The organism is Actinomadura soli (assembly GCF_005889715.1).
GTDB lineage: Bacteria > Actinomycetota > Actinomycetes > Streptosporangiales > Streptosporangiaceae > Spirillospora > Spirillospora soli.
This window is the reverse complement of the sequence record NZ_VCKW01000038.1, coordinates 26,110-45,861: the sequence shown is the minus strand read 5'-3', so window position 1 is coordinate 45,861 and position 19,752 is coordinate 26,110. Positions and strand designations below refer to the sequence as shown.

Here is a 19,752-nt window from a genome sequence, read left to right as displayed (position 1 = left end):
CCCCCGTCTCCGGCTCCCCCGCCCGCCGGACGCGGCCCCGGGGTGTTCGTGCCGCAGCATGTGGTCGCCGGAGCGGCCTGCGTCCTCGTGGGGATCATGGCGGGCGTCCTGGTCTGGCTCGCCCCCGAGATCTGGCTCCCGGTGGGCGCCGGAATCACCGTGACCGGGCTGTCCCTGACGCTGTACGGCCTATGGCATGACCGCCACCGCGTCTGAGAGGCGGAGCGCCGGTGTTGTCGATGTCAACAGTCGGGGAACGGGAAAGTCTCGGTTCTGAGACAGTTTCCGCACCGTCCGCCGTTTCGGAGGACGACCCGTTCCGGGAGACTGCGAGACAACTGAGGAGCGATCGGCAGACACACCATGCGGCGCGGTGGCGCCCTTCGAGAAAACCGTAGATCGAAATGGCGATTACGCAGGTCAAACACATCGGACGGCGAAGGATCGGGGGACGGCCGCGCCGCACGCGGCGCGTCCCGGTCACGGCGGGACAGGACGCCGGACGAAGGCGGACGACCCTTTCACGGCCGCGCGAATTGGGTGGCGGCGGCCTCGCGGCAGGCGAACGTCGGACCCGCCACGCGTTGCTCGACCAGGGTCAGGCGGCGGGCCTGCGCGGCGGCCGCCGCCCCGCCGGCGGGACAGCTCCGCGCCCGACCGCCGTCCCGTCAACAGCCTTGCCGACCAATAAATCCGGAGGTAAGAGCGCCGGACTTCCGCTGACGGACGGCCGGTGCACTTGCCGGGCATTCCCGACTCTCCTGTTGACAATCACAACACAGCGCTCGGATACTCGGAGCGCTCCAGGGGCGTCCACGGGGAGTGGTCCGGCTTGGGGCGGTCCGACAGGAAACGCGAATCGAATAGCCGGGACGGTGGGGCGTGGAATCCGTTACTGACAGGGTCGTGCCGAGTGGTCCCAGGCTTTCGGTCGGGGCGCCGACCGATCCGGAGCTGCTGGTGCCGTTCGCGCGGCGCGCGGAGGAGCTGGGCTTCGCCGGGATCTGGACGCAGGACACGCTGAGCACCGGGAACTTCTCCCTCGACGGGCTGCACGTGCTGTCCTACCTGGCCTCGGTCACCGACCGGCTGCGCCTCGGCATCGGCGTGCTGTACTCCGGACGCCGCAACCCGGCCGTCCAGGCCCGGGAGCTGGCCACCATCGACCAGCTGTCCGGCGGGCGGCTCACCGTCGGGCTCGGCGTCGGCAACGACTACCACCGGGAGACCCTCGCCGCGCTGGGGATTCCGACCGACCGGCCCGTCCGGCGGCTCGTCGAGGGCATCGGCGTGATGCGGGCCCTGTGGAGCGGCGCCGAGGCCGACTACGACGGCGAGCTGTACGCGTTCTCCGGTATCCGGTCGCAGCCGGAGCCGGTGCAGCGACCCGGCCCGCCCATCTGGATCGGAGCCCGCGCCGAGCCCGCCCTCCGGCGCGCCGTGCGCATCGCCGACGGATGGACCGGCGCCGCCCCGGTCGCGACGGACGACTTCCTCGACCAGCTCAAGATCGTCCAGCGGGCACTGGCCGACCAGGGACGCGACCCGGCCGGGTTCACGATCTCCAAGAGCGTCTACATCGCGGTCGAGGACACCGAGGAGCGGGCGCGGCAGCGGCTCGTCCCGGCGTTCGACCGGGCGTTCGGGGGGAACCCCGTCTACGACGCCGCCGGGATGGCCGACCGGGTCGCCGTGTTCGGCCCGCCGGAGCACTGCGCCGAGCGGCTGGGCGAGCTGTTCGACGCGGGGGCGGACGAGCTGACCCTCTACCCGATGTACGACCGGATGGACCAGCTCGAGGCGTTCGGCGACCTGGTGTCCTCGCTGCCGGCCCGTCCCGCATGACCTCCGGGCCCACGGCCGGGGCGCTGGCCGGGCGGCCCGCGCTGCTCGGTTACGTCGACCCGCTCAGCGCCGTGGAAACGATTCGTCACCATCCGGGGAGAGCGATGACGAGCGACCGACCGAGCACAGTGCCGCCGGGCATCGACCCCGACCGGCTCGCCGCGCTGCTGGACGCGGAGCGCGCCAGGTGGGTCCAGGCCCGGCCACGGGCGGCGGCGCTGCGCGAGCGGGCACGCCTGTCCCAGCTGCACGGCACCCCGCAGCATTGGATCAGCCAGTTCCCGCCGCCCATCCCGCTGGTGGTGGACCGCGCGGTCGGCGCACGCCTGTACGACACCGACGGCCACGAGTACGCCGACTTCGGACTGGCCGCGACGGCGGCGCTCTGGGGGCACGACCATCCCGCAGTCGTCGCGGCACTACGCGACCAGCTCGACAGGGGAAGCGTCACCCTCTGGGCGGGCGAGGACCACGTCGCGGTGACCGAGGAGCTGGCGCGCCGCTTCGGCCTGCCGTTCTGGCAGTTCACCGTGTCGGCGTCGGACGCCAACCGCTTCGCCCTGCTGCTGGCCCGGGTGACCACCGGGCGGCAGAAGATCCTCGTCTTCCACCGCGCGTACCACGGTTCGCTGGAGCAGGCCGGGGTCGTCCTGACCGCCGACGGTGAGGTGGCGCCGGAACCGGGCGTCGATCCCAACGGCGTGGACGTCCGCCAGACCACGAAGGTCGTGGAGTTCAACGACCTCGACGCGCTCGAACGGGCCCTCGCCCCGCGCGACGTCGCCGCGGTGCTCGCCGAACCGGTGCTGACCAACGGCGGCGCGGTGATCCGGCCGGAGCCGGGCTTCCACGCCGCCCTGCGCGACCTCACCCGGCGCACCGGCACGCTGCTGATCATCGACGAGACGCAGACGATCCCGGCCGGGCCGGGCGGCTGCACCCGGGAGTTCGGCCTGGACCCCGACCTGATCACCATGGGCAAGTCGATCGCGGGCGGCGTCCCGGCGGGCCTGTACGGGATGTCCGGCGAGGTCGCCGCGGCGGCGGAGCGCTACACCGAGCACGGGGACGGCGGCCTCGGCAGCACCATGGCGGGCGGGCCGCTGGCCGTCCGCGCCATGCGCGCGGTGCTCACCGAGGTCATGACCGACAAGAACTACGCCCACATGAGCCGCCTGGCCGCACGCTACGAACGCGACGTCGCGGCGGTCATCGCCGAGCACGGCCTTCCGTGGCACGTCGGACGTCTCGGCGGCCGCGTCTCGTACGCGTTCACCCCCGCCCCGCCGCGCAACGCCGGGCAGCTCTACCCGCGCGTCGGCTCGTCGGCGCGCCAGGCGCTATGGCTGTACCTGGCCAACCGGGGCGTCGTCATCAACGCCATGAGCGGCGCGGCGCTGATGTCGCCGATGACAGCCGAGTCCGACGTCGAACTGCACGGCGCGCTGTTCGCCGAAGCGATCGGCGCGCTCGCGGCCAAGAAGGGCCGCTAGCCATGGACGACCTCACCGAAGCCCAGCTCGAACGGTTCCGCGCGGACATCAACCGTGCGAGGACGCCCGGCGCCTACGAACCGGGGCGCTGGTCGGTGGGCCCCGCGAACCGCGACCCCGCGGTGACCGGCGGGATGCCCGAGCGCGTCCGGCTCCGCGACACGTCCATGCGGGCGATCGAGTCGCTGCCCGGCGTCACGGCCTCCCGCGAGGCGAAGTCCGGGTTCCTGCGCCTGCTGGCCCGCTCGGGGGTGCCGGAGATCGTCCTCGCCACCCCGTCCCGGTCCGGGCACCACGGTGACGGACGCGGCCTGGACACGGTCCGGGCCGACCTGGCGCTGGTCAGGCGGGAGCACCCGGACTGCGTCGTGTACTGCCCCTTCGTGTCCGCGACGGACGGCGTCGACCTCGCCCGCGACCTCGGGTTCGACGGCGTGCAGGTGGCCGTGCCCGCGTTCGGCCCGGCGGCGGGCATCTACCGATCGTCCATCCCGGCCTCCCGGGACGAGGTCGTCGGGCAGATGGCCGACGTCGTCGGGCACGCCCGCACGCAGGGCCTACGCGTCGCCGTCGCCTTCACAATGGTCTCGTTCCTGACGGACGAAGAACTCGCCGAAACCGCGACGGCCATGGCCAGCGCGGGCGCCGACGAGATCACCCTCTTCGACGGGCCGGGCGCCCTCGGCCCGGAGGCGTTCGGGCGCCTCGTCCAGGCGACCGCGACCGCCGCACCGGATCTGACGATCGGCCTCCACCCGCACAACACCTTCGGCCTCGGCGTCGCGTGCGCCGTGAGCGCGGCGCGGGCCGGCGCGGCCGTCGTCGAATCCTCGGTGAACGGCTACTGCGGCGGCCCCGGCAACGCCGACCTCGCCGCGACCGCCGCCGCCTTCGAGGCGCTCTACGGCGTGCAGACGGGAATCCGCCTTACCGCACTGACAGAACTGTCCCGGACGGCCGCGGAACTGACCGGCCGCACACCGGCGACCAACCAGCCCATCACCGGCCCGGACGCGTTCTGCTGGGGCGGCGGCGACTGGGTCATCGTCGAGTCCGACGTGGACCCGCTGATGCACAACTGCGTCCAACCGGCCCTGTTCGGCAACGAGCGCCGAATTCCTTTGACATCCCAGAGCGGCCCGCGCGTCATCGCCGCCACCCTGCACCGCCTCGGCATCAAGGTAGACCCGGCCTCGCTTCCGTCCATCACGGCGCGATGCCACGCGGAACTGACGCGGCTGGGACGCCTCCTGACCGACGACGAAATCCGCGCCATCTCAAGAACCCCCCTCACCCCCTGACCGACAGCCACCCGCCCGTATCGCGAGCAATGCATCCCGGCATTCTCCCGCGAAGGCTCACACAAGCAGTCGCAGCAAATGGCGCACCGTTTCTTCAGGCGCCTCCTCCGGCAGGAAATGCCCGGCCTGGATCGGGCCGCCGCGCACATCAGACGCCCATACCCGCCAGACGCCGAGCGGGTCGTACCACTGCCCGACCGGGCCGGTGGCGCTCCACAGCACCAGCGTCGGGCACGCGATGCGCCGTCGCCCGAGATCGGCCCGATCGTCGGCCACGTCCAGGGACGCGGCCGCGCGATACTCCTCGCAGATGGCATGAACCGTGTCAGGGTCGCTGAAAGCCTCGACATACGCGGCCCGCACCCGATCGGGAAACGCCCCGGGCACGGCTGACCAGTCGTCGAGCATGTGGTCGACCAGCACCCGCGGCGCAGCCGCGATCATGTTCTCCGGTACCGGGGCCGGAGCCGCCAGGAACGACCAGACCCAGTAGCCGAGGCTGAAATCGGCGTCGGCGCGGGCGTACGCCTCACCCGTGGGCACGATGTCCAGCACCGCCAGGTGGCTGACGGCCGCCGGGTGATCGAGCGCCATCCGGTACGCGCACCGGGCACCGCGGTCGTGGCCGACCACCGCGAACCGGTCGAAGCCCAGCGCCGCCATCACCTCCAGCTGATCGGCGGCGATCACCCGCATCCGGTAGGGCCCGTGGTCGGGCGCGCTGGGCGGCTTACCGCTCGCGCCATAACCGCGCAGGTCGGTCGCGACGACGGTGAACCGTTCGGCCAGAACCGGCGCGACCCGATGCCACATCAAATGCGTCTCAGGGATGCCGTGCAGCAGCAGGACCGGCGGCCCGGACCCGCCCCGGACACCGTGAATCGTCGTCTGCGACGTCCGAACGTCGAACTCATCGAAACCCTCGAACACCACATCAACGCTACTTCGCACGTCCGACACCCCGTGAACCCGCAAGGGGGCCATGGCACCCGGGCTTGCCATGTCGGCAATATCTTTGGCTGGTCGTTGCAGGCCGGGCGAGGGTGGTCATTCACCACGCGGCGGCACACTCGAAAGGACGGCGATGAGCACCAAGCGCAACCGCGACACAGGACCTCCTAAGACCGGGCCCGGCGAGAAGGACGTGCTCATCGGCTTTCTGGACTACCTGCGCGCCTCGGTCGCAGCGAAAGCGGAGGGGGCGCGGCAGCCCGAGGCCCGTACTCCCGGGGTGCCGTCCGGGACGAACCTGCTCGGGCTGATCAAGCACCTCACCTACGTGGAGCAGAGCTGGCTGCTCGGCCACGACGTGACCGACTGGCAGGCCACCTTTCACCCCACGCCGGACGAGACCGCCGACATGATCCTCGCCGGTTACCGGGAGACCATCGTCGAAGCGAACGCGGAGATCGCGTCCTGGGACGACCTCAGCCGGCCGGGTCCCCGTTCGGGCGGAGGCGGCCGTCCCGGGCCGTCCAGGCGCTGGACGCTGACCCACCTGATCGAGGAAACCGCACGGCATGCGGGACACGCCGACATCTTGCGAGAACTGATCGACGGCAGCACCGGACGCTGACACCATTCCCGTCCTGTATCCGTGAGGTGACGGTTTAATGGCGCGTCTGGCGACCGGGGGCAGTACAACACGAATCCCGGCCCTGGACCATGGCGTTTTACCCACAGGGCGGCGGGAGCCTGGGGCCGATGGCGGCCAATCATTTCGTCCGGGTGCGTGCTCGCAATGGGTCGCCGTGGCTGGCTAGCATTTGTGTGCCCGTACCAGGCGCGTCCTCATTGGTGCTCCCAGTGCATCGATCCACCGAGGGTCCTCGCGTACCGGACCCGGCTCGTCTCCGCGTGGACGGGACGGCGAGCCGCTGACGCCCCAGGGGGTCGAGAAGATGCAGGATCCCGCCGAGTCCGGGGAAACACGACGGGAGACCACGGCGACCTCACTGGATCCGATCGGCGGGGGCGGCACCGCATCGGCGGACGATGACTCGGCCGGGAGGACGCGGCGCGAGGACGTCCCCGTGGCCGGTGCGGAGTCGCTGCTGACGCTGCCGCCCGAACTCGCCGTCCGCTTCGCCATCGTGGCGGAGCTGGACGCGGCCGGCGCCGAGGCCGACATGCTGCGGGTGCGCGATCAGGCGGGCGAGGAGCTGGTGCTCAAGCTCTACCGGCGCGGGATCACGCCGAACCGCGAGATGTGGGAGACGCTGCGGGGCGTGCGCTCGCCGCACATCGTGCGCCTGCGCGACACCGGCCAGGCCGGCGGACGCGCGTTCGAGGTCATGGAGTACCTGCCGCACGGGACGCTGCGCGACCTCGCGAACGAAGGAGGGGCCGCCTCCCCGGAGGTGATCACCGAGGTGGTGCGGCAGGTCGCCGACGGGCTGACCGTCCTGCACGAGCATCGCGTCATCCACCGGGACCTGAAGCCGGAGAACATCCTGCTGCGGTTTCGCGACCCGCTGCGGCTCGCGCTGGCGGACTTCGGGCTCAGCCGCTACGTGAAGCAGACCGCGATGTTCTCCTCCGCCGGCCACACCCTCGCCTATTCGGCCCCGGAGACCTTCGCGGGATTCGTCTCCGTCATGCGCGACTGGTGGTCGCTCGGGATGATCGTGCGTGAACTCGCGCTCGGTGAGCCGCCCTTCGCCGACCTGGTCCCCGAAGCGGTGATGCTGCACCTCGCGTCCCGTCCGATCGACGTGTCCGGGGTCGAGGACGAACGGCTGCGGCTCCTCTGCCGGGGCCTTCTCGTCCGCGACCCTGACGACCGCTGGGGCGGCGGCGAAGTGGCGGAATGGCTCGCCGGAGGATCTCCACCGGTTCACGAAAGCGTCGATTCGCCATTGACGACCGCGGAGGTCAAGCCTTTCCTTTTCGGCGAGCAGCTCTACACGGACCGGGCGGAACTGGCGGCCGCGATGGCCGAACGCTGGGACGAGACCGCCGAGCGCTATTTCGCCCGCGGCGGGGCCGCACGCGAGACGCTGAAGACCTGGCTCCGGCAGTTCGACGACCCCCGGATTCATGACGTCCAGGCGCGCGACGAATTGCTGGACCGAATGGAGGGCCTGCTTCCGGCCGACGTCCGCCTGCTCATGCTTCTGCGCTGGCTGAACCCCGGCATGCCGCCGATCTACGCGGGCGGCGCCATCACCGCCGCCAACCTGGGCGCGCTGGCCGCCGCCGCGCTGGACCCAGCCGCCGGCCAGCACCGCAGATCGCAACGCGTGGTGGACGACCTGACCGAGCACAACGTTCTCTCGACACTCGCGCAATGCCCCGGCGGGGAGGACCTCGGTGAGGTGAAGGCCAGGCTGGACGACGCCACCCGCCGCTGGCAGGAGATCACCGCCCGGGCACGCGAGCGCCGTCCAGAACTCGGGACCTCCCGCACCGCGGACGTCAAGGCCGAGCTGCTCCTGATCGCGCTGGACGCCGACGAGGCCAAGGCCCGGCTGGCGGAGCAGATCCCGGCCGGCCGGGAGTCGCTGCCCGTCCCCGTCCCCTGGTTCGATGAGCTGGCCCGTGAGGCCGGCGATGACGCCGCCGGGCTGCTGGTCGTCCGGCAGGCGCTGCCCGCCGCCGCGGCGGAGGCCGGGCGGATCCACCGGGAGCTGACCGCCCGGCAGCGCCAGGAGCAGGAGCGCATGATGCGCTGGCAGCAGCGGGAGGCGGACCGCCTCGGCGGGCGCGTCGCCGCGGTCGCCGTGGCCGTGGCCGGCTGCGTGCTGATGGCGGTCGTCTGGGCGGGGTTCCTCCTGCTGTCGGTGTTCTCCGGCAGCAGCGACATCGCCACGGTGGTGGCCGCCGGGGTGCTGATCTGCCAGGCCGCCACGGAGATCACGCTGGCCGTCACGATGGGCGCGATGTATCACCCGCGGTATTCGCTGCTGCAGAAGGTCGGCGTGCTGGGCGGCCGCGCCGGGGACGCCGTCAGCGACACGGGAGGCTGCGTCGGCTGCCTGATCGTCGTCCTGTCGGCCGCCGTGCTCAGCGTCCTCACGAAGGTGTTCCCGCCGATGGTGCCGCTCGTCGTCACGGCGGTCTACGGCGCGTGGACGTACCGGCGCTGGTCGGGCTGGACGCGATGGCACGAGGACGAGAAGCGCAAGGCATTGGAGGGCTGATGAGCGCCGCCGGAATCTACGAGGTGGGCGTGCTGCTCGGGGGCGCCGTCGTCCTGGCCGCGGGCGGCACCGTCCTTGCGGCGAGAGCGGCCGGGGCCCTCACGGCGGCGACCGGCGGGGTGATGGCGTCGCTCGGCGAGCGCCTGGAGGCCGCTCAGGCGGAATGGGAACGGCAGCACGAATGCAGATCCGAATGGGAGCACGCGGCGCTGCGCGTGCTCGACCGCAACGCCCGCATCGCGGTGCTGGCCGCCGAGTGCGCGGCCGTGACGTCCGGGGAATGCCCGCTCTCGCTGCCCGCCCCGATGCCGCTGGCCTGCGAGATCGACGACCTCGCCGCCTGGTGCGCGAGCGCGGACGCCGCCATCGCGGAGGTCGAGTCCTGGCTGACCGATGCCGCGGCGATCGAGATCGGACGGCACCTGGCCGAGGCGTGGCAGGTCGTCCGGCCGGGTGAGCCGCGACCCGAGATCTTCTCCGCCGAGAAGGTCGCGGAGGCGATGCGCGCCGCGTCCCGGCCCGGGACCCGGCTGACGGCCGCGCGCGACCCGGAGTCGCTGTCGGCCGACGTCGCCCGCATCGTCGCGCGCCTCCCCGCCGACGTCGCCGCGGAGGATCTCGCCGCCGTCCGCCGCGCCGCCGGGAAGGCCCTGGTCCGCGACCTCGGCGAGGCCCGCACCCGGCTGGCCGACCTGCGCCAGCGGGTCGACGCCGCGGACACGCGCGCCGCCATCCGCCGGTCGGACGCGCTGGACGCCGCGGTCATGCTGCAGGCACTCGCGGACGCCACCGACCAGGACGGTCTGGAGCTCAAGCAGGCGCTCACCGACGTCGTCGCCCGCCGCCGCGACCTCGACCCCGCCCTCCGGACACGAACCCTGAGCCGCTGCGCGCAGATCCAGGCCGCCGCCGAACAGGAGTACCTCCGCCAGGCCGTGCTGACCGCCGCGGACGACCTCGGCTTCGAGGTGTCCGCGGACGTGACGACGCTGACCGGCGGGAACGGCCGCCTGGAACTGTCCCGCGACGACTGGCCCGAACACGCCGTCGCCCTCGTCCTGGACGACGGCGAGCTCCGCTCGATGGTGTTCCGCACCGAGCACCGCGACGGCCAGGACGCGCGCCGCGTCGACCGGGAACGCGAGCAGGACTGGTGCGACAGCTTCGAGGAGGTGCGCGAGCGCCTGGCCGTCAACGGCGTCCAGGTCGGCACCCGGATGGAGCTGCGCCCCGGCGAACGCGACCGGGTCCCCGTCACGAAGGCCGCGGCGCCGGCCCGGTCCCGTCCGCGGCCCAAGGCCCGGGAACGAGAAATGCCGCAATGACCGACCTTTTCCTCAACCGAATCCACTACCCTGTCACAACGCTGGGCCCGGGCCGTCGGGTCGGAATCTGGGTCCAGGGATGCACCATCGGATGCGACGGCTGCGTGGCCAAGGACACCTGGGCAACGGATTACACCTCCCCGGTCAAGGTCACGGCCATCCTGGAATGGCTGGACTCGGTAGACGACGTCACGGGCATCACCATCTCCGGCGGAGAACCATTCCAGCAGGCCCCAGCGGTGGCCGAACTCCTCCTCGGCATCCACGAATGGCGTGCCGGACGCCCGATCGACGTCCTCGTCTATTCCGGATACCCGCTGAGCCTGCTGCGCCGCGACGCGTCCGCCCGCCGCGTCCTGACCCTGTGCGACGCGGTGCTGACGGGCCCGTACGTGGCCCGCCGCACCACCGACGAGCCATGGCGCGGATCGTCCAACCAGCGCCTGGTGCCGCTCACCCCGCTCGGCGAGGACCGCTACCGCACCGTCCCACCCGACGGCCCCCGCCTGCAGGCCGTCCAGGACGGCAACCGCCTCTGGTTCATCGGCATCCCCAACCCCGGCGAAATGGACCACATAGCCGACCACCTGACCAAAACCGGCATCACCTACACCACAACAACCTGGCGCACCTGAGGCGGCCAGCCCCCAGAATTTCGGCGTCAGCGCGTGGGGGTGTTGCGGAGGAAGTCGGTGACCAGGCGGTTGAATTCGTCGGCGTGCTCGATCATGGCCCAGTGCCCGCATCGGTTGAGCAGGACCAGGCGGCTGTCGGGGATGGAGGCGAGCAGGTAGAGGGAGCTCTCGAAGGGCACGACGCGGTCGTCGCGGCCGTGGATGAGGAGGGTGGGGACCTGGATCGTCGGGAGCAGTTCGGGCTTGACCCAGATCGGGAGCGGCGCGCCCTTCGGCAGTCCTTCGACGTAGTTGCGCAGGTGCTCGGGGCGGGCGAGGGCCGCGTCCGAACGGGCCCGGCACAGCTCCGGGGTGGCGAACCGGGCCTTGTCGAAGCACATGATCTCGACGAGCCGGCGCATGTTCCCGGGGCTCGGCTCCCGGTAGGTCTCGACGAGCCCGTCGCGCCCGGGCCGCTCCCGTGCAGCAGGACGACCGGGTGTCCGTCGCCCGCTTCGTAGTAGCGGAGCTTCCAGTCCTTGGTCTGGACGGTGCGCGCCGTGTCGGCCTGGGTCAGCGGCATCAGTGGGCGTCCTTTCCCGCCTGGGAGAGCAGCCCGGCGACGACCTCGGGCGGGCGGTGGCCCCAGCTGTGCAGGCGGTCCAGCGTCTTGACCTGCCAGGTGTCGTCGTCCACGAGCAGGCCGCCCCAGCCGTACTCCACGCTGAAGCCCGACGGCGTCCGGACGTAGAAGCTGAACATGTGGTCGTTCGGGTGCATGCCGAGGGTCATCTCGAACGGCTGCCCGGCGTCCATGCAGCGGTCGTAGGCCGTGCCGACGTCGCGGATGTCGGTGACCTCGACCATGAAGTGGTGGGTCTTCTTCGGGTGCGGCATGTCCCCGAACGCGACGGAGTGGTGGCGCGGGTTGCAGCGCAGGAAGATCAGGTCGGCGACGCCGCGGTCACCGGTCCCGGGAGGAGATCCTGGACGCCGCTTCCCGGATCATGGCGGAGCGCGGTTACGCCGCCACCTCGCTGTCGGTGCTGAGCCGGGAGAGCGGCCTGCCCAAGAGCGCCGTCTACCACCACTTCCACTCGAAGGCCGGGCTGCTGTCGGCGGTCATGGCGCGCGGCGCCTACGAGTTCTTCGCGGCGATGCGGGCGGCGCAGGCGGACGGGCCGGACGGGACCACACCGCGCGAACGGCTCACCTGGTTCCTGCGGCGCACCGGCGAGGTCTTCATGGCGCGTCCGGACTTCCTGCGCCTGCACCTGCTCCTGGTCATCAGCGCCGAGGCCGCCGAGGCCGAGGTGGACGCCATCATCGAGCAGGTCCGGCGGGACGGCCGCGCGCACATGAACGCGATGATCGCGGCGTCCTTCGCCCCGGCGGGCGAGGAGATCGCCCAGGCCGTCGCCGACGAGCTGGACTACTTCGGCATCGCCGGATTCGACGGCGCCTTCGTCGCGCTGCAGGCCGAGCCCGGCCGCGGCCTGGCCGACCAGATGACGCTCCTCGCCGAGGCGATCACCGCGCTGGGAGAGGCCCGGGCGGCCAAACTCCGCGCCGGCTGAGCCCCCGAACGCGAGTGTGCGAAAAGTGAGCGACTGAACACAACGGAACACCTACGATCTCCCACGGCCCCCCAAACGTGCGCGAACGGCGCGCACCGCAAGGAGACGTATCCCGTGAAGTTCAGCTACGCCATGCTCCCCGACTACCCCCTCTCGGAGTCGCTGGCCTCGATCAGGCTCGCGGACGAACTCGGCTTCCACGCCGTCTACGCGGCCGACGAGCCGTGGCACAAGGACCTGTGGCTGCTGTTCGCGGCGGCCGCGGCGGACACCTCGCAGATCCGGCTCGGCCCGTCGGTGTCGGCGGTGACGCTGCGCGAGCCGTCGCTGATCGCCCAGGCCGCCGCGACGCTGGACGAGCTGACCGGCGGCCGGGCCGAGGTCGTCCTCGGCAGCGGCAACTTCGGCGTGCTCGCCCAGTACAAGATCGACTGGACGACGACCAAGCCGCTCACCCGGGTGAAGGAGGCCGTCGGGGTCGTCCGGACCCTGCTGGACGAGGGCTCCATCACCCGCGACGGCGAGTTCTACTCCTACGACGGGCTGTTCACGTTCGCGCGTCCCGTCCAGGAGCACGTGCCGGTCAAGATCGGCGCGATGCGCGGGCCGAAGTCGTTCGAGGCGGCCGGTGAGCTGTCCGACGGCGTCCACCACGCGCTGAGCTACTCGCGCGCCGCGTACGAGTACGCGGTCGAGCACGTCAAGGCGGGCGCCGAGCGCGCGGGCAAGGACTGGCGGACGCTCGACATCGGCGCCTGGGTGGTGTTCGCGGTCGGGCCCGACTCGGCCGCGGCCAAGGAGGCGGCCCGCAGCATGGTCGGCCTGTACGCGTCGGCGATGCCGGCCGAGCAGTTGGAGCGCAACGGCGTCGACCCGGCGGACATGGTCCCGATCATCGAGGCGATCGGCGCGGGCGACCTCGCCGGGGCCATCGAGAAGACCACCCCGGAGATCACCGAGAGGCTGTCCCTGGCAGGCACCCCGGACGAGGTCCGCGCCAAGATCGAGAGCGACATCGCCCCGACCGGCGTCAACCACATGATCTGCGCGATCACGGACCCGGCGCTGGTGAAGTCGTTCACCGGACGGGACCTCACCGGTGTCCCCGGCGTGGACGGCCAGCTCCGCCTGATCCACGAACACCTGATGCCCCCGTTCAAGTGATGCGTCCCCGGCACCGCGGCGCGGGGGCCGCGGTGCCGGTTGATCGCGGTGCCGGTTGATCGCGGTGGGAACGGGGAATCTGGATCAATGTGTCCATCGCGCGGGATTTCTGGATGGTTCTCGAACCCCTCCACACGGTGACGTACTTCTCGCCCGAGTGCGTCGACGGGAACAAGGACGTCGGCCTCAGGGGATTCTGGATGGGGTACTTCGGAAGCCGCGGCGCACCGCTCGGCCCCGTTCCCGCCGGGGTGATCGAGGCATCCTTCTACGGTTTCAATCCGGCCCGGGTGCGGCGCGCGATCCCGGACGCCTGGACGTTCGCCCCGCCCGAAAGCATCCTGCGAATGCGGAACGCGACCGCGGCGAAGGCGCTCCGGCGCGTGGCACCGGACATCGACGCAATGGCGGCCGAGGCGGTGCGGCGGCTGCGCCCGGCGGTCGACGCGGTGGACGGAGCCGGGCGGGTGCTGTTCGCCGCCAACCGCGACCTGCCCCTCCCGGACGATCCCGTGGCGGCGCTCTGGCAACTGGCGACAACGCTGCGGGAGCACCGTGGCGACGGGCATATCGCCGTCCTGGCGGTCGAGGGTCTGAACGGGCTGGAGGCCAATGTCCTGGCCTCGGCCATCGGCAACGTCCCCGCGGAGGAGTTGAAGCAGAGCCGCGGATGGTCGCAGGAGGACTGGGACGAGGCCACCACCGCCCTCGCCGCCCGCGGGCTCATGGACGGGGACGGCGCGACCGATGCGGGCCGGGCCCTGAGAGCGGACATCGAGCACCGGACCGACGCGCTCGCCACCCCGCCCTACCAGGCACTGGACGACCCCGACGGCCTCCACCGGACGCTCCTCCCCCTCGCCCGCACCGTCGTGGAGAACGGCGAAATGCCATTCCCCAACCTGATCGGCATGCCGCGTCCGCCCACCTAGGGCGGGGGCCGGGGCCCTAGTGGCGTGCTTCGATCGGGTGGCGTTCGGTGGCCTGGTCGCCGTACACGAAATACAGGGGGCATCACTGGGTCCCGGCACGCGCTCGGCGGCTACCAGCAGGTCTGCGGCGTCATGCCCGACCTGACGACCTTCGGCAAGGCGATGGGCAACGGCTACCTGATCGCGGGCCCACGACGTCCTCCGCACGATCCGCAAGGACGGCCTGCTCGCCGAGGCCGGCTAGCCCAGGCCGGATAGCCCCACGGACGGCCGCGCCGATCACGTCCAGGCCCTGGCGTGATCGGCGCGGCGCGAGCGGTCAATGAACCAGGACCAGGTTGGCGGCGATGAGGACGTCCACCACCGCGCACCACTGGGCGTACGAGCGGAGCACGACCTTGTCGCGCTTCAGGTGGACGAGGTCCCACAGGCCGTGCGCGAACCAGCCGGCCGCGACGATGTAGCGTCCCGCGTCCGGGGCGACGATCAGCCCGGCCAGCGTCACCGCCCCGAACCCGATCATGCCGAGTGCCTGGGCCTGGAGCGCCGTCGACGTGAACAGGCGTCCCCGGACACCGCCCCACACCAGGACGGCCAGCGCCACGGCGGCCACGACCGCCGCCGGGTCGACCACGTCCACCGCCTGCAGCGCGGTGAAGGACACGAGCAGGGTGGCGAGCACGGCCCACGTCCCACGGCGCCAGTGGAACGTCTCGACCAGCAGATACAGCAGGGGCAGCAGCGAGAGCGCCTGGGCCAGGGAGGTGACCTGCTCCGGCCCTCCGCCGTTCCAGGTCGGGAGGACCATCGCGGCGGCGAGGGCCGCGGGCCAGAAGCGCCCCACGGCGGGCCGGAAGCGCCGTGCGGCGGGGGCGATGTCAGACATGAGCGGCGCTCCCGTACTCGGCGCGACGGCGGAGCATGAGCAGGAACATCGCCGGCAGCATCACGAGATGCTCCAGGAGCATCAGCGAGCCCTCCGAGACCACCCCCAGCCACAGCAGCGGGAACAGGACGGCCAGCGGCGCGAACATCGCACCCGTCATCTCCAGGGAACTCGCCCAGCCGTGCCCCCGGTAGCGCATCCAGATGACCATCCCGGCCGACATCTCGGCGGCCATCTCCAGGGAGCCCCACTCCGCGCTCCCGGGAGGCTCCAGCCCCGCGAGGGCGAGAAGGCCCTGGACGGCGATGCCGAAGACGGCCATCCCGACGAACATCGCCGCGATCATCTCCAGGTAGTGGCGCAGGAAGTGCCGCCGGCCGATCGTGCTCGGGCGGCCGGTCCGTGTCGTCATGACGGTGTCCCTTCGGTACGGGGGTGGGGTATCTTCGCGTTCTACGGTGCCGGACGCCCGGAACGTCCGGCAGTGCCGGAACCGCACGGAAGGGCAGGGAGTCGTCATGGAATCCGATGACATTTGTCATGCGCCCCACGGCGCCGGAGTCCGCCTCCCGCTCGGCGGCGCGGCCGCCCGCGAGACGAACCTGGACCGGTTCCGCCATCACACCCGCTGGACGCTGACCAGCATGTTCGTCCTCTTCCTCGCCCTGTTCGCCAAGGACTGGATCGCGCTTCCGGAGCTGGCCGTCTGGGCTCGCGCCGTCGCCGCCGCCGCGCTGATCGTCATGACCGTCGCGCTGGTGGTGCTGATCGGGCGGCGGATGCCGTCCGCCGGTACGGCCGCGGGCCGTCCGCCGATGGCGTGGCTGGCGGCCGGAGGGGCGGCCGCGGCCGTGCTCGGGGTGATCCCGCTGACGCTGCCCGGCCAGCGGCTCTGGCCGCTCGCGCCCGCGATCATGGTGTCGGTCACCGCGACGTTCCTCCCGCCGGAGCGGCGCCGGGTGCTCATCGCCGCCGCGATCGTCGCCGCCGCGCTGATCGGCGGGACAGCGGGCGCGGCCACCGGCGACGGATGGCGGCTCGCGACCGCGTTCCCAGCCGGGCTGGTCGCCTTCACCGCCTGGACGATGCTCGGGATGCTCTGGGCCTGGGACGTCGCCGACCGGCTGAACCGGGCCCGCGCGATGGCGGCCGAGCTGGCGGTCAAGGACGAACGGCTGCGCTTCGCCGCCGACCTGCACGACATCCAGGGCCACCACCTGCAGGTCATCGCGCTCAAGAGCGAGCTGGCGGCGCGCCTCGCGGATGCCGACCCGGCGCGGGCGGCGGCGCAGATGACGGAAGTTCAGCGCCTTGCGGTCGACGCGCTGCGCGACACCCGCGCGGTCGTCCAGGGCTACCGCCGCACGACGCTGGACGCGGAACTCGCCAACGCCGCCAAAGTGCTGTCGGCTGCCGGAATCGACGCCCGCGTGGAGCAGGAAACGAGCCCGGACGTCCTGCCGGACACCGCCCGGCACCTCCTCGGACTGGTGACGCGCGAGGCGACCACCAACATGCTGCGGCACAGCCGGGCACAGCACGCCACGATCGGCTACCGGGTGGCGGACGGCTCGGCCCGCATCCGGATCCGCAACGACGGCGCGACCGAGCCCGCCGGCTCGGGCACCGGCCTGCGCGGCCTGGCGGAACGGCTGGAGCAGGCGGGCGGCACGCTGACCTGGCGGCACGACGGCGGATGGTTCGAGCTGACCGGCTCCCTGCCGCTGCCCGCCGGGGCGGGCGCCCGATGATCCGGTTGCTGATCGCCGACGACGAGGACCTGCTCCGCGGCGCGCTCGCGGCCCTGCTGGAGCTCGAAGACGATCTGACCGTCGCCGCCGAGGCCGCGACCAGCACCGACGCCGTCCGGCTGGCCCGCGAGCACCGTCCCGACATCGCGGTGCTCGACCTGGAGATGCCGCCCGCGGACGGGCTGCACGCCGCCGAGCGGATCCGCGCCGAGCTGCCCACCCAGATCATCCTCGTCACCCGGCATGCCCGTCCGGGGGTGCTGCGGCGGGCGCTGGCCGCCGGGGTCCGGGGTTTCGTGCCGAAGACGACGCCCGCGACCCGGCTGGCCGAGATCGTCCGGGACGTCGCGGCGGGCCGCCGCTACGTCGACCCCGACATCGCCGCGTCCGCGCTGACCGAGAACGACCGCCCGCTCACCGGCCGGGAGCTGGAGGTGCTCCGCGCGTCCCGGACGGGCGCCTCGGTCACCGAGATCGCCGCCGAGGTGCACCTCGCGCCCGGCACGGTCCGCAACTACCTGTCGTCCGCGATGGCGAAGCTGGGCGCGAATTCCCGGCACGCCGCCGCGCACCGCGCCTGGGAAGAGGGCTGGATCTGACCTCGCCTCAGCCCGCTCGGGGCATCCGGCGGCGCAGCCACAGCGACACGTAGACCAGCGCGACCAGCACCGGCACCTCGATCAGCGGCCCGACCACGCCGGACAGCGCCTGGCCCGACGTGACACCGAACGTGCCGATGGCGACCGCGATGGCAAGCTCGAAGTTGTTCCCGGCGGCGGTGAACGCCAGCGTCGCGACCCGCGGGTAGGGCAGCCGGACGGCGCGGCCGAGCGCGAACGCGCCGCCCCACATCAGCGCGAAGTACACCAGCAGCGGCAGCGCGATCCGCGCCACGTCGGCGGGCCGCCCGGTGATCGTGTCGCCCTGGAGCGCGAACAGGATGACGATGGTGAACAGCAGCCCGTACAGGGCGACGGGGCCGATGCGGGGCAGGAACCGGGTCTCGTACCACTCACGTCCGCGGGCCTTCTCGCCGGTGCGGCGGGTGAGGTACCCGGCCAGCAGCGGGACGCCGAGGAACACCAGCACGTTCACCACGATCTCTCCGGTGGAGAAGTGCAGGTCGTCGGTCTCCAGGCCGAGCCATCCGGGCAGGACCTTGAGGTAGAACCAGCCCAGCGCGCCGAACGCGATGACCTGGAAGACCGAGTTCAGCGCGACCAGGACGGCGGCGGCCTCGCGGTCGCCGCAGGCCAGGTCGTTCCAGATGATGACCATGGCGATGCAGCGGGCCAGCCCCACGATGATCAGGCCGGTGCGGTACTCGGGCAGGTCGGGCAGGAAGATCCAGGCCAGCGCGAACATCACCGCCGGGCCGGCCAGCCAGTTCAGCGCCAGCGAGGCGACCATGAGGCGGCGGTCGCCGGTGACGGTGTCGAGCCGGTCGTAGCGGACCTTGGCCAGCACCGGATACATCATGACCAGCAGCCCGAGCCCGATCGGCAGCGAGACACCGCCGATCTCGACCTTGGCCAGCGCGTCGTCCAGCCCGGGCACAGCCCGCCCCAGGCCGAGACCGACCACCATCGCGGCGATGATCCACACAGGCAGAAACCGATCCAGCATGGACAGCCTGCCCACCAGCCCGGACGCGTCCGCTCCGGCGCCCGCGGCGGCGGGTTCGGCGGCGGTCACGGGCACGGCCTCTTCCGGCCTTCGGCGCGGGCGGCGCGGGCGGCATCGGCCAGCTCACCGAGTTGCGCGGCGAGACCGTCCAGCGCCTCCGGGCGGAGCCGGTAATAGGTGAACCGGCCGCACGGCTCGGCGTCCACCAGGCCCGCGTCCCGGAGGACGCGCAGGTGGTTCGAGATATTGGTCTGCTTCGCTCCGGTCTCCTGGACCAGGTGGCAGGTGCACAGCGCCTCACCCGCGAGCAATGTCACGATCCGGGCGCGCAGCGGGTCCGCCAGCACCTTCAACACATCAGTTCTGACTGACATCACCGTCGAATGATATGCAAGGCGGCCGGTCAGCCCGCCATCAGCCCCTGCATGCGGCCGATCTCGGCCATCTGCGTGGACTGGACGTCGCGCGCCATCTCCTGGACGGTGACGTCGGTCCCCCTGTCCAGAACGTCCTTCACCATGGTGAGCGCACCCTGGTGATGGGTGATCATCAACGTCAGGTAGAGCTTGTCGAACGCGGCGCCGTTCGCGTCCCGCAACTGCTTGAGCTGCGCCGACGTCGCCATCCCCGGCATCCCGGTGTGCCCGCCGTGGTTGCGCCCGGACGCCTTCAGGACGGCCTCGGCGTTCTGTTCCAGCCACGACCGCATCGCCGAGATCTCGACCTTCTGCGCCGTGTCGATGCGGGAGGCCAGCGACCGCACCCGCTTGTCGGACGCCCGGCCCGGGGCCAGCGCCGACATCTCCAGCGCCTGGGCATGGTGCGGGATCATCATCTGCACGAACCTGACCTCGGCGGCGGTGGGCGGCGCGGCCGTCCGCGGGCCCGCGACCTGCGTCTTGTTGGGTTCGCCGGGGCGACCAGGGACCACCACGGTCCGCGACGGGGCGGCTTCGGGCTCGCCATCGCCGCCACATCCCGTCAGGACACCGGCGGCCATCGCGACCGCCGCGCCCGCCACCGCGATCCGGTGCCTCATCCAACCTCCCGCGCGTCCAGCCGCTCCCCGGACCGTATCCATCGAACAGGGTTAAAC

21 protein-coding genes are annotated in these 19,752 nt (G+C 72.0%); 13 read left to right on the top strand and 8 right to left on the bottom strand.

Going from position 1 to position 19,752, the window contains the following annotated elements; all coding sequences use genetic code 11:
- From ETD83_RS42350 to ETD83_RS10275, 4 genes are all read left to right on the top strand, one after another.
- Positions 1-216 (top strand): hypothetical protein (locus tag ETD83_RS42350; protein ID WP_205717584.1); only part of this gene is annotated, 216 nt, incomplete at its 5' end.
- 690 nt (positions 217-906) lie between these two features.
- Positions 907-1,845, top strand: coding sequence for an LLM class flavin-dependent oxidoreductase (locus ETD83_RS10285; RefSeq protein WP_171064119.1), 939 nt, complete (start codon positions 907-909; stop codon positions 1,843-1,845).
- A 104-nt stretch (positions 1,846-1,949) separates the two neighbouring features.
- On the top strand, positions 1,950-3,338 hold the full coding sequence (locus ETD83_RS10280) for a transaminase (protein ID WP_171064118.1): 1,389 nt from the start codon (positions 1,950-1,952) through the stop codon (positions 3,336-3,338).
- Positions 3,339-3,340: 2 nt separating this feature from the next.
- Entirely contained in the window at positions 3,341-4,639 is a 1,299-nt protein-coding gene (locus ETD83_RS10275; RefSeq protein WP_138644836.1) for a hypothetical protein, read from the top strand.
- A gap of 57 nt (positions 4,640-4,696) precedes the next feature.
- Here the strand turns inward: ETD83_RS10275 and ETD83_RS10270 are convergent, their stop codons facing one another.
- Entirely contained in the window at positions 4,697-5,569 is an 873-nt protein-coding gene (locus tag ETD83_RS10270) for an alpha/beta fold hydrolase (protein WP_230420809.1), read from the bottom strand.
- Positions 5,570-5,723: 154 nt separating this feature from the next.
- Between ETD83_RS10270 and ETD83_RS10265 the strand changes: the two genes are divergently transcribed.
- The 4 genes from ETD83_RS10265 (at position 5,724) to ETD83_RS10250 (ending at position 10,741) form a co-directional block, all read left to right on the top strand.
- Positions 5,724-6,215: a DinB family protein gene (locus tag ETD83_RS10265; RefSeq protein ID WP_138644835.1), complete on the top strand. Its 492-nt coding sequence runs from the start codon at positions 5,724-5,726 to the stop codon at positions 6,213-6,215.
- A gap of 325 nt (positions 6,216-6,540) precedes the next feature.
- Positions 6,541-8,781 carry a serine/threonine-protein kinase gene (locus ETD83_RS10260; RefSeq protein ID WP_138644834.1) on the top strand — a complete coding sequence of 747 codons (2,241 nt, stop codon included), beginning with the start codon at positions 6,541-6,543 and terminating at the stop codon, positions 8,779-8,781.
- Positions 8,781-10,106, top strand: coding sequence for a hypothetical protein (locus tag ETD83_RS10255; RefSeq protein ID WP_138644833.1), 1,326 nt, complete (start codon positions 8,781-8,783; stop codon positions 10,104-10,106). Before ETD83_RS10260 ends, ETD83_RS10255 begins: the two co-directional genes overlap by 1 nt.
- The gene (locus ETD83_RS10250) at positions 10,103-10,741 is read left to right on the top strand and encodes a 4Fe-4S single cluster domain-containing protein (protein WP_138644832.1); all 639 of its coding nucleotides are present in this window, start codon (positions 10,103-10,105) and stop codon (positions 10,739-10,741) included. The genes ETD83_RS10255 and ETD83_RS10250 overlap by 4 nt, the downstream gene beginning before the upstream one ends.
- Before the next feature lie 26 nt (positions 10,742-10,767).
- Here ETD83_RS10250 and ETD83_RS10245 read toward each other — a convergent pair whose 3' ends face one another.
- Together ETD83_RS10245 and ETD83_RS10240 are read right to left on the bottom strand one after the other, a co-directional pair.
- Positions 10,768-11,142, bottom strand: a complete 375-nt coding sequence (locus ETD83_RS10245) for an alpha/beta fold hydrolase (RefSeq protein WP_205717583.1) — start codon at positions 11,140-11,142, stop codon at positions 10,768-10,770.
- A 160-nt stretch (positions 11,143-11,302) separates the two neighbouring features.
- Entirely contained in the window at positions 11,303-11,668 is a 366-nt protein-coding gene (locus ETD83_RS10240; protein WP_329602735.1) for a VOC family protein, read from the bottom strand.
- Positions 11,669-11,703: 35 nt separating this feature from the next.
- Here ETD83_RS10240 and ETD83_RS10235 point away from each other — a divergent pair, with 35 nt between their 5' ends.
- The 3 genes from ETD83_RS10235 (at position 11,704) to ETD83_RS10225 (ending at position 14,393) form a co-directional block, all read left to right on the top strand.
- Complete coding sequence (locus ETD83_RS10235; RefSeq protein WP_329602734.1) at positions 11,704-12,297, top strand: TetR/AcrR family transcriptional regulator; 594 nt, start codon at positions 11,704-11,706, stop codon at positions 12,295-12,297.
- 114 nt (positions 12,298-12,411) lie between these two features.
- On the top strand, positions 12,412-13,461 hold the full coding sequence (locus ETD83_RS10230) for an LLM class flavin-dependent oxidoreductase (protein ID WP_138644830.1): 1,050 nt from the start codon (positions 12,412-12,414) through the stop codon (positions 13,459-13,461).
- A gap of 89 nt (positions 13,462-13,550) precedes the next feature.
- The gene (locus ETD83_RS10225; RefSeq protein WP_407921475.1) at positions 13,551-14,393 is read left to right on the top strand and encodes an SCO6745 family protein; all 843 of its coding nucleotides are present in this window, start codon (positions 13,551-13,553) and stop codon (positions 14,391-14,393) included.
- Between the two features lie 319 nt (positions 14,394-14,712).
- Here ETD83_RS10225 and ETD83_RS10215 read toward each other — a convergent pair whose 3' ends face one another.
- Positions 14,713-15,279, bottom strand: a complete 567-nt coding sequence (locus ETD83_RS10215) for a hypothetical protein (protein ID WP_138644827.1) — start codon at positions 15,277-15,279, stop codon at positions 14,713-14,715.
- The gene (locus tag ETD83_RS10210) at positions 15,272-15,691 is read right to left on the bottom strand and encodes a hypothetical protein (RefSeq protein WP_138644826.1); all 420 of its coding nucleotides are present in this window, start codon (positions 15,689-15,691) and stop codon (positions 15,272-15,274) included. Before ETD83_RS10210 ends, ETD83_RS10215 begins: the two co-directional genes overlap by 8 nt.
- 106 nt (positions 15,692-15,797) lie before the next feature.
- On the opposite strand from ETD83_RS10210, the gene ETD83_RS10205 reads away from it, so the two are divergent.
- Complete coding sequence (locus ETD83_RS10205) at positions 15,798-17,030, top strand: sensor histidine kinase (protein WP_205717582.1); 1,233 nt, start codon at positions 15,798-15,800, stop codon at positions 17,028-17,030.
- Entirely contained in the window at positions 17,027-17,629 is a 603-nt protein-coding gene (locus ETD83_RS10200; RefSeq protein WP_138644825.1) for a response regulator transcription factor, read from the top strand. The genes ETD83_RS10205 and ETD83_RS10200 overlap by 4 nt, the downstream gene beginning before the upstream one ends.
- A 7-nt stretch (positions 17,630-17,636) precedes the next feature.
- On the opposite strand, the gene arsB is transcribed toward ETD83_RS10200, so the two are convergent.
- The 3 genes from arsB to ETD83_RS10185 all read right to left on the bottom strand — a co-directional run bounded on the left by arsB (position 17,637) and on the right by ETD83_RS10185 (position 19,695).
- On the bottom strand, positions 17,637-18,656 hold the full coding sequence (arsB, locus tag ETD83_RS10195) for an ACR3 family arsenite efflux transporter (protein ID WP_138644842.1): 1,020 nt from the start codon (positions 18,654-18,656) through the stop codon (positions 17,637-17,639).
- Between the two features lie 65 nt (positions 18,657-18,721).
- The gene (locus ETD83_RS10190) at positions 18,722-19,030 is read right to left on the bottom strand and encodes an ArsR/SmtB family transcription factor (protein ID WP_138644824.1); all 309 of its coding nucleotides are present in this window, start codon (positions 19,028-19,030) and stop codon (positions 18,722-18,724) included.
- A 29-nt stretch (positions 19,031-19,059) separates the two neighbouring features.
- The gene (locus ETD83_RS10185; RefSeq protein WP_138644823.1) at positions 19,060-19,695 is read right to left on the bottom strand and encodes a DUF305 domain-containing protein; all 636 of its coding nucleotides are present in this window, start codon (positions 19,693-19,695) and stop codon (positions 19,060-19,062) included.
- Between the last annotated feature and the right edge of the window lie 57 nt (positions 19,696-19,752).

Excerpts from the sequence above, each read along its gene's own strand:
- ETD83_RS10280 (WP_171064118.1), top strand. The coding sequence starts at position 1,950 with ATGACGAGCGACCGACCGAGCACAGTGCCGCCGGGCATCGACCCCGAC.
- ETD83_RS10275 (WP_138644836.1), top strand. The coding sequence starts at position 3,341 with ATGGACGACCTCACCGAAGCCCAGCTCGAACGGTTCCGCGCGGACATC.
- ETD83_RS10265 (WP_138644835.1), top strand. The coding sequence starts at position 5,724 with ATGAGCACCAAGCGCAACCGCGACACAGGACCTCCTAAGACCGGGCCC.
- ETD83_RS10260 (WP_138644834.1), top strand. The coding sequence starts at position 6,541 with ATGCAGGATCCCGCCGAGTCCGGGGAAACACGACGGGAGACCACGGCG.
- ETD83_RS10255 (WP_138644833.1), top strand. The coding sequence starts at position 8,781 with ATGAGCGCCGCCGGAATCTACGAGGTGGGCGTGCTGCTCGGGGGCGCC.
- ETD83_RS10250 (WP_138644832.1), top strand. The coding sequence starts at position 10,103 with ATGACCGACCTTTTCCTCAACCGAATCCACTACCCTGTCACAACGCTG.
- ETD83_RS10245 (WP_205717583.1), bottom strand. The coding sequence starts at position 11,142 with ATGCGCCGGCTCGTCGAGATCATGTGCTTCGACAAGGCCCGGTTCGCC.
- ETD83_RS10215 (WP_138644827.1), bottom strand. The coding sequence starts at position 15,279 with ATGTCTGACATCGCCCCCGCCGCACGGCGCTTCCGGCCCGCCGTGGGG.
- ETD83_RS10210 (WP_138644826.1), bottom strand. The coding sequence starts at position 15,691 with ATGACGACACGGACCGGCCGCCCGAGCACGATCGGCCGGCGGCACTTC.
- ETD83_RS10205 (WP_205717582.1), top strand. The coding sequence starts at position 15,798 with ATGGAATCCGATGACATTTGTCATGCGCCCCACGGCGCCGGAGTCCGC.
- ETD83_RS10200 (WP_138644825.1), top strand. The coding sequence starts at position 17,027 with ATGATCCGGTTGCTGATCGCCGACGACGAGGACCTGCTCCGCGGCGCG.
- arsB (WP_138644842.1), bottom strand. The coding sequence starts at position 18,656 with ATGCTGGATCGGTTTCTGCCTGTGTGGATCATCGCCGCGATGGTGGTC.
- ETD83_RS10190 (WP_138644824.1), bottom strand. The coding sequence starts at position 19,030 with ATGTCAGTCAGAACTGATGTGTTGAAGGTGCTGGCGGACCCGCTGCGC.
- ETD83_RS10185 (WP_138644823.1), bottom strand. The coding sequence starts at position 19,695 with ATGAGGCACCGGATCGCGGTGGCGGGCGCGGCGGTCGCGATGGCCGCC.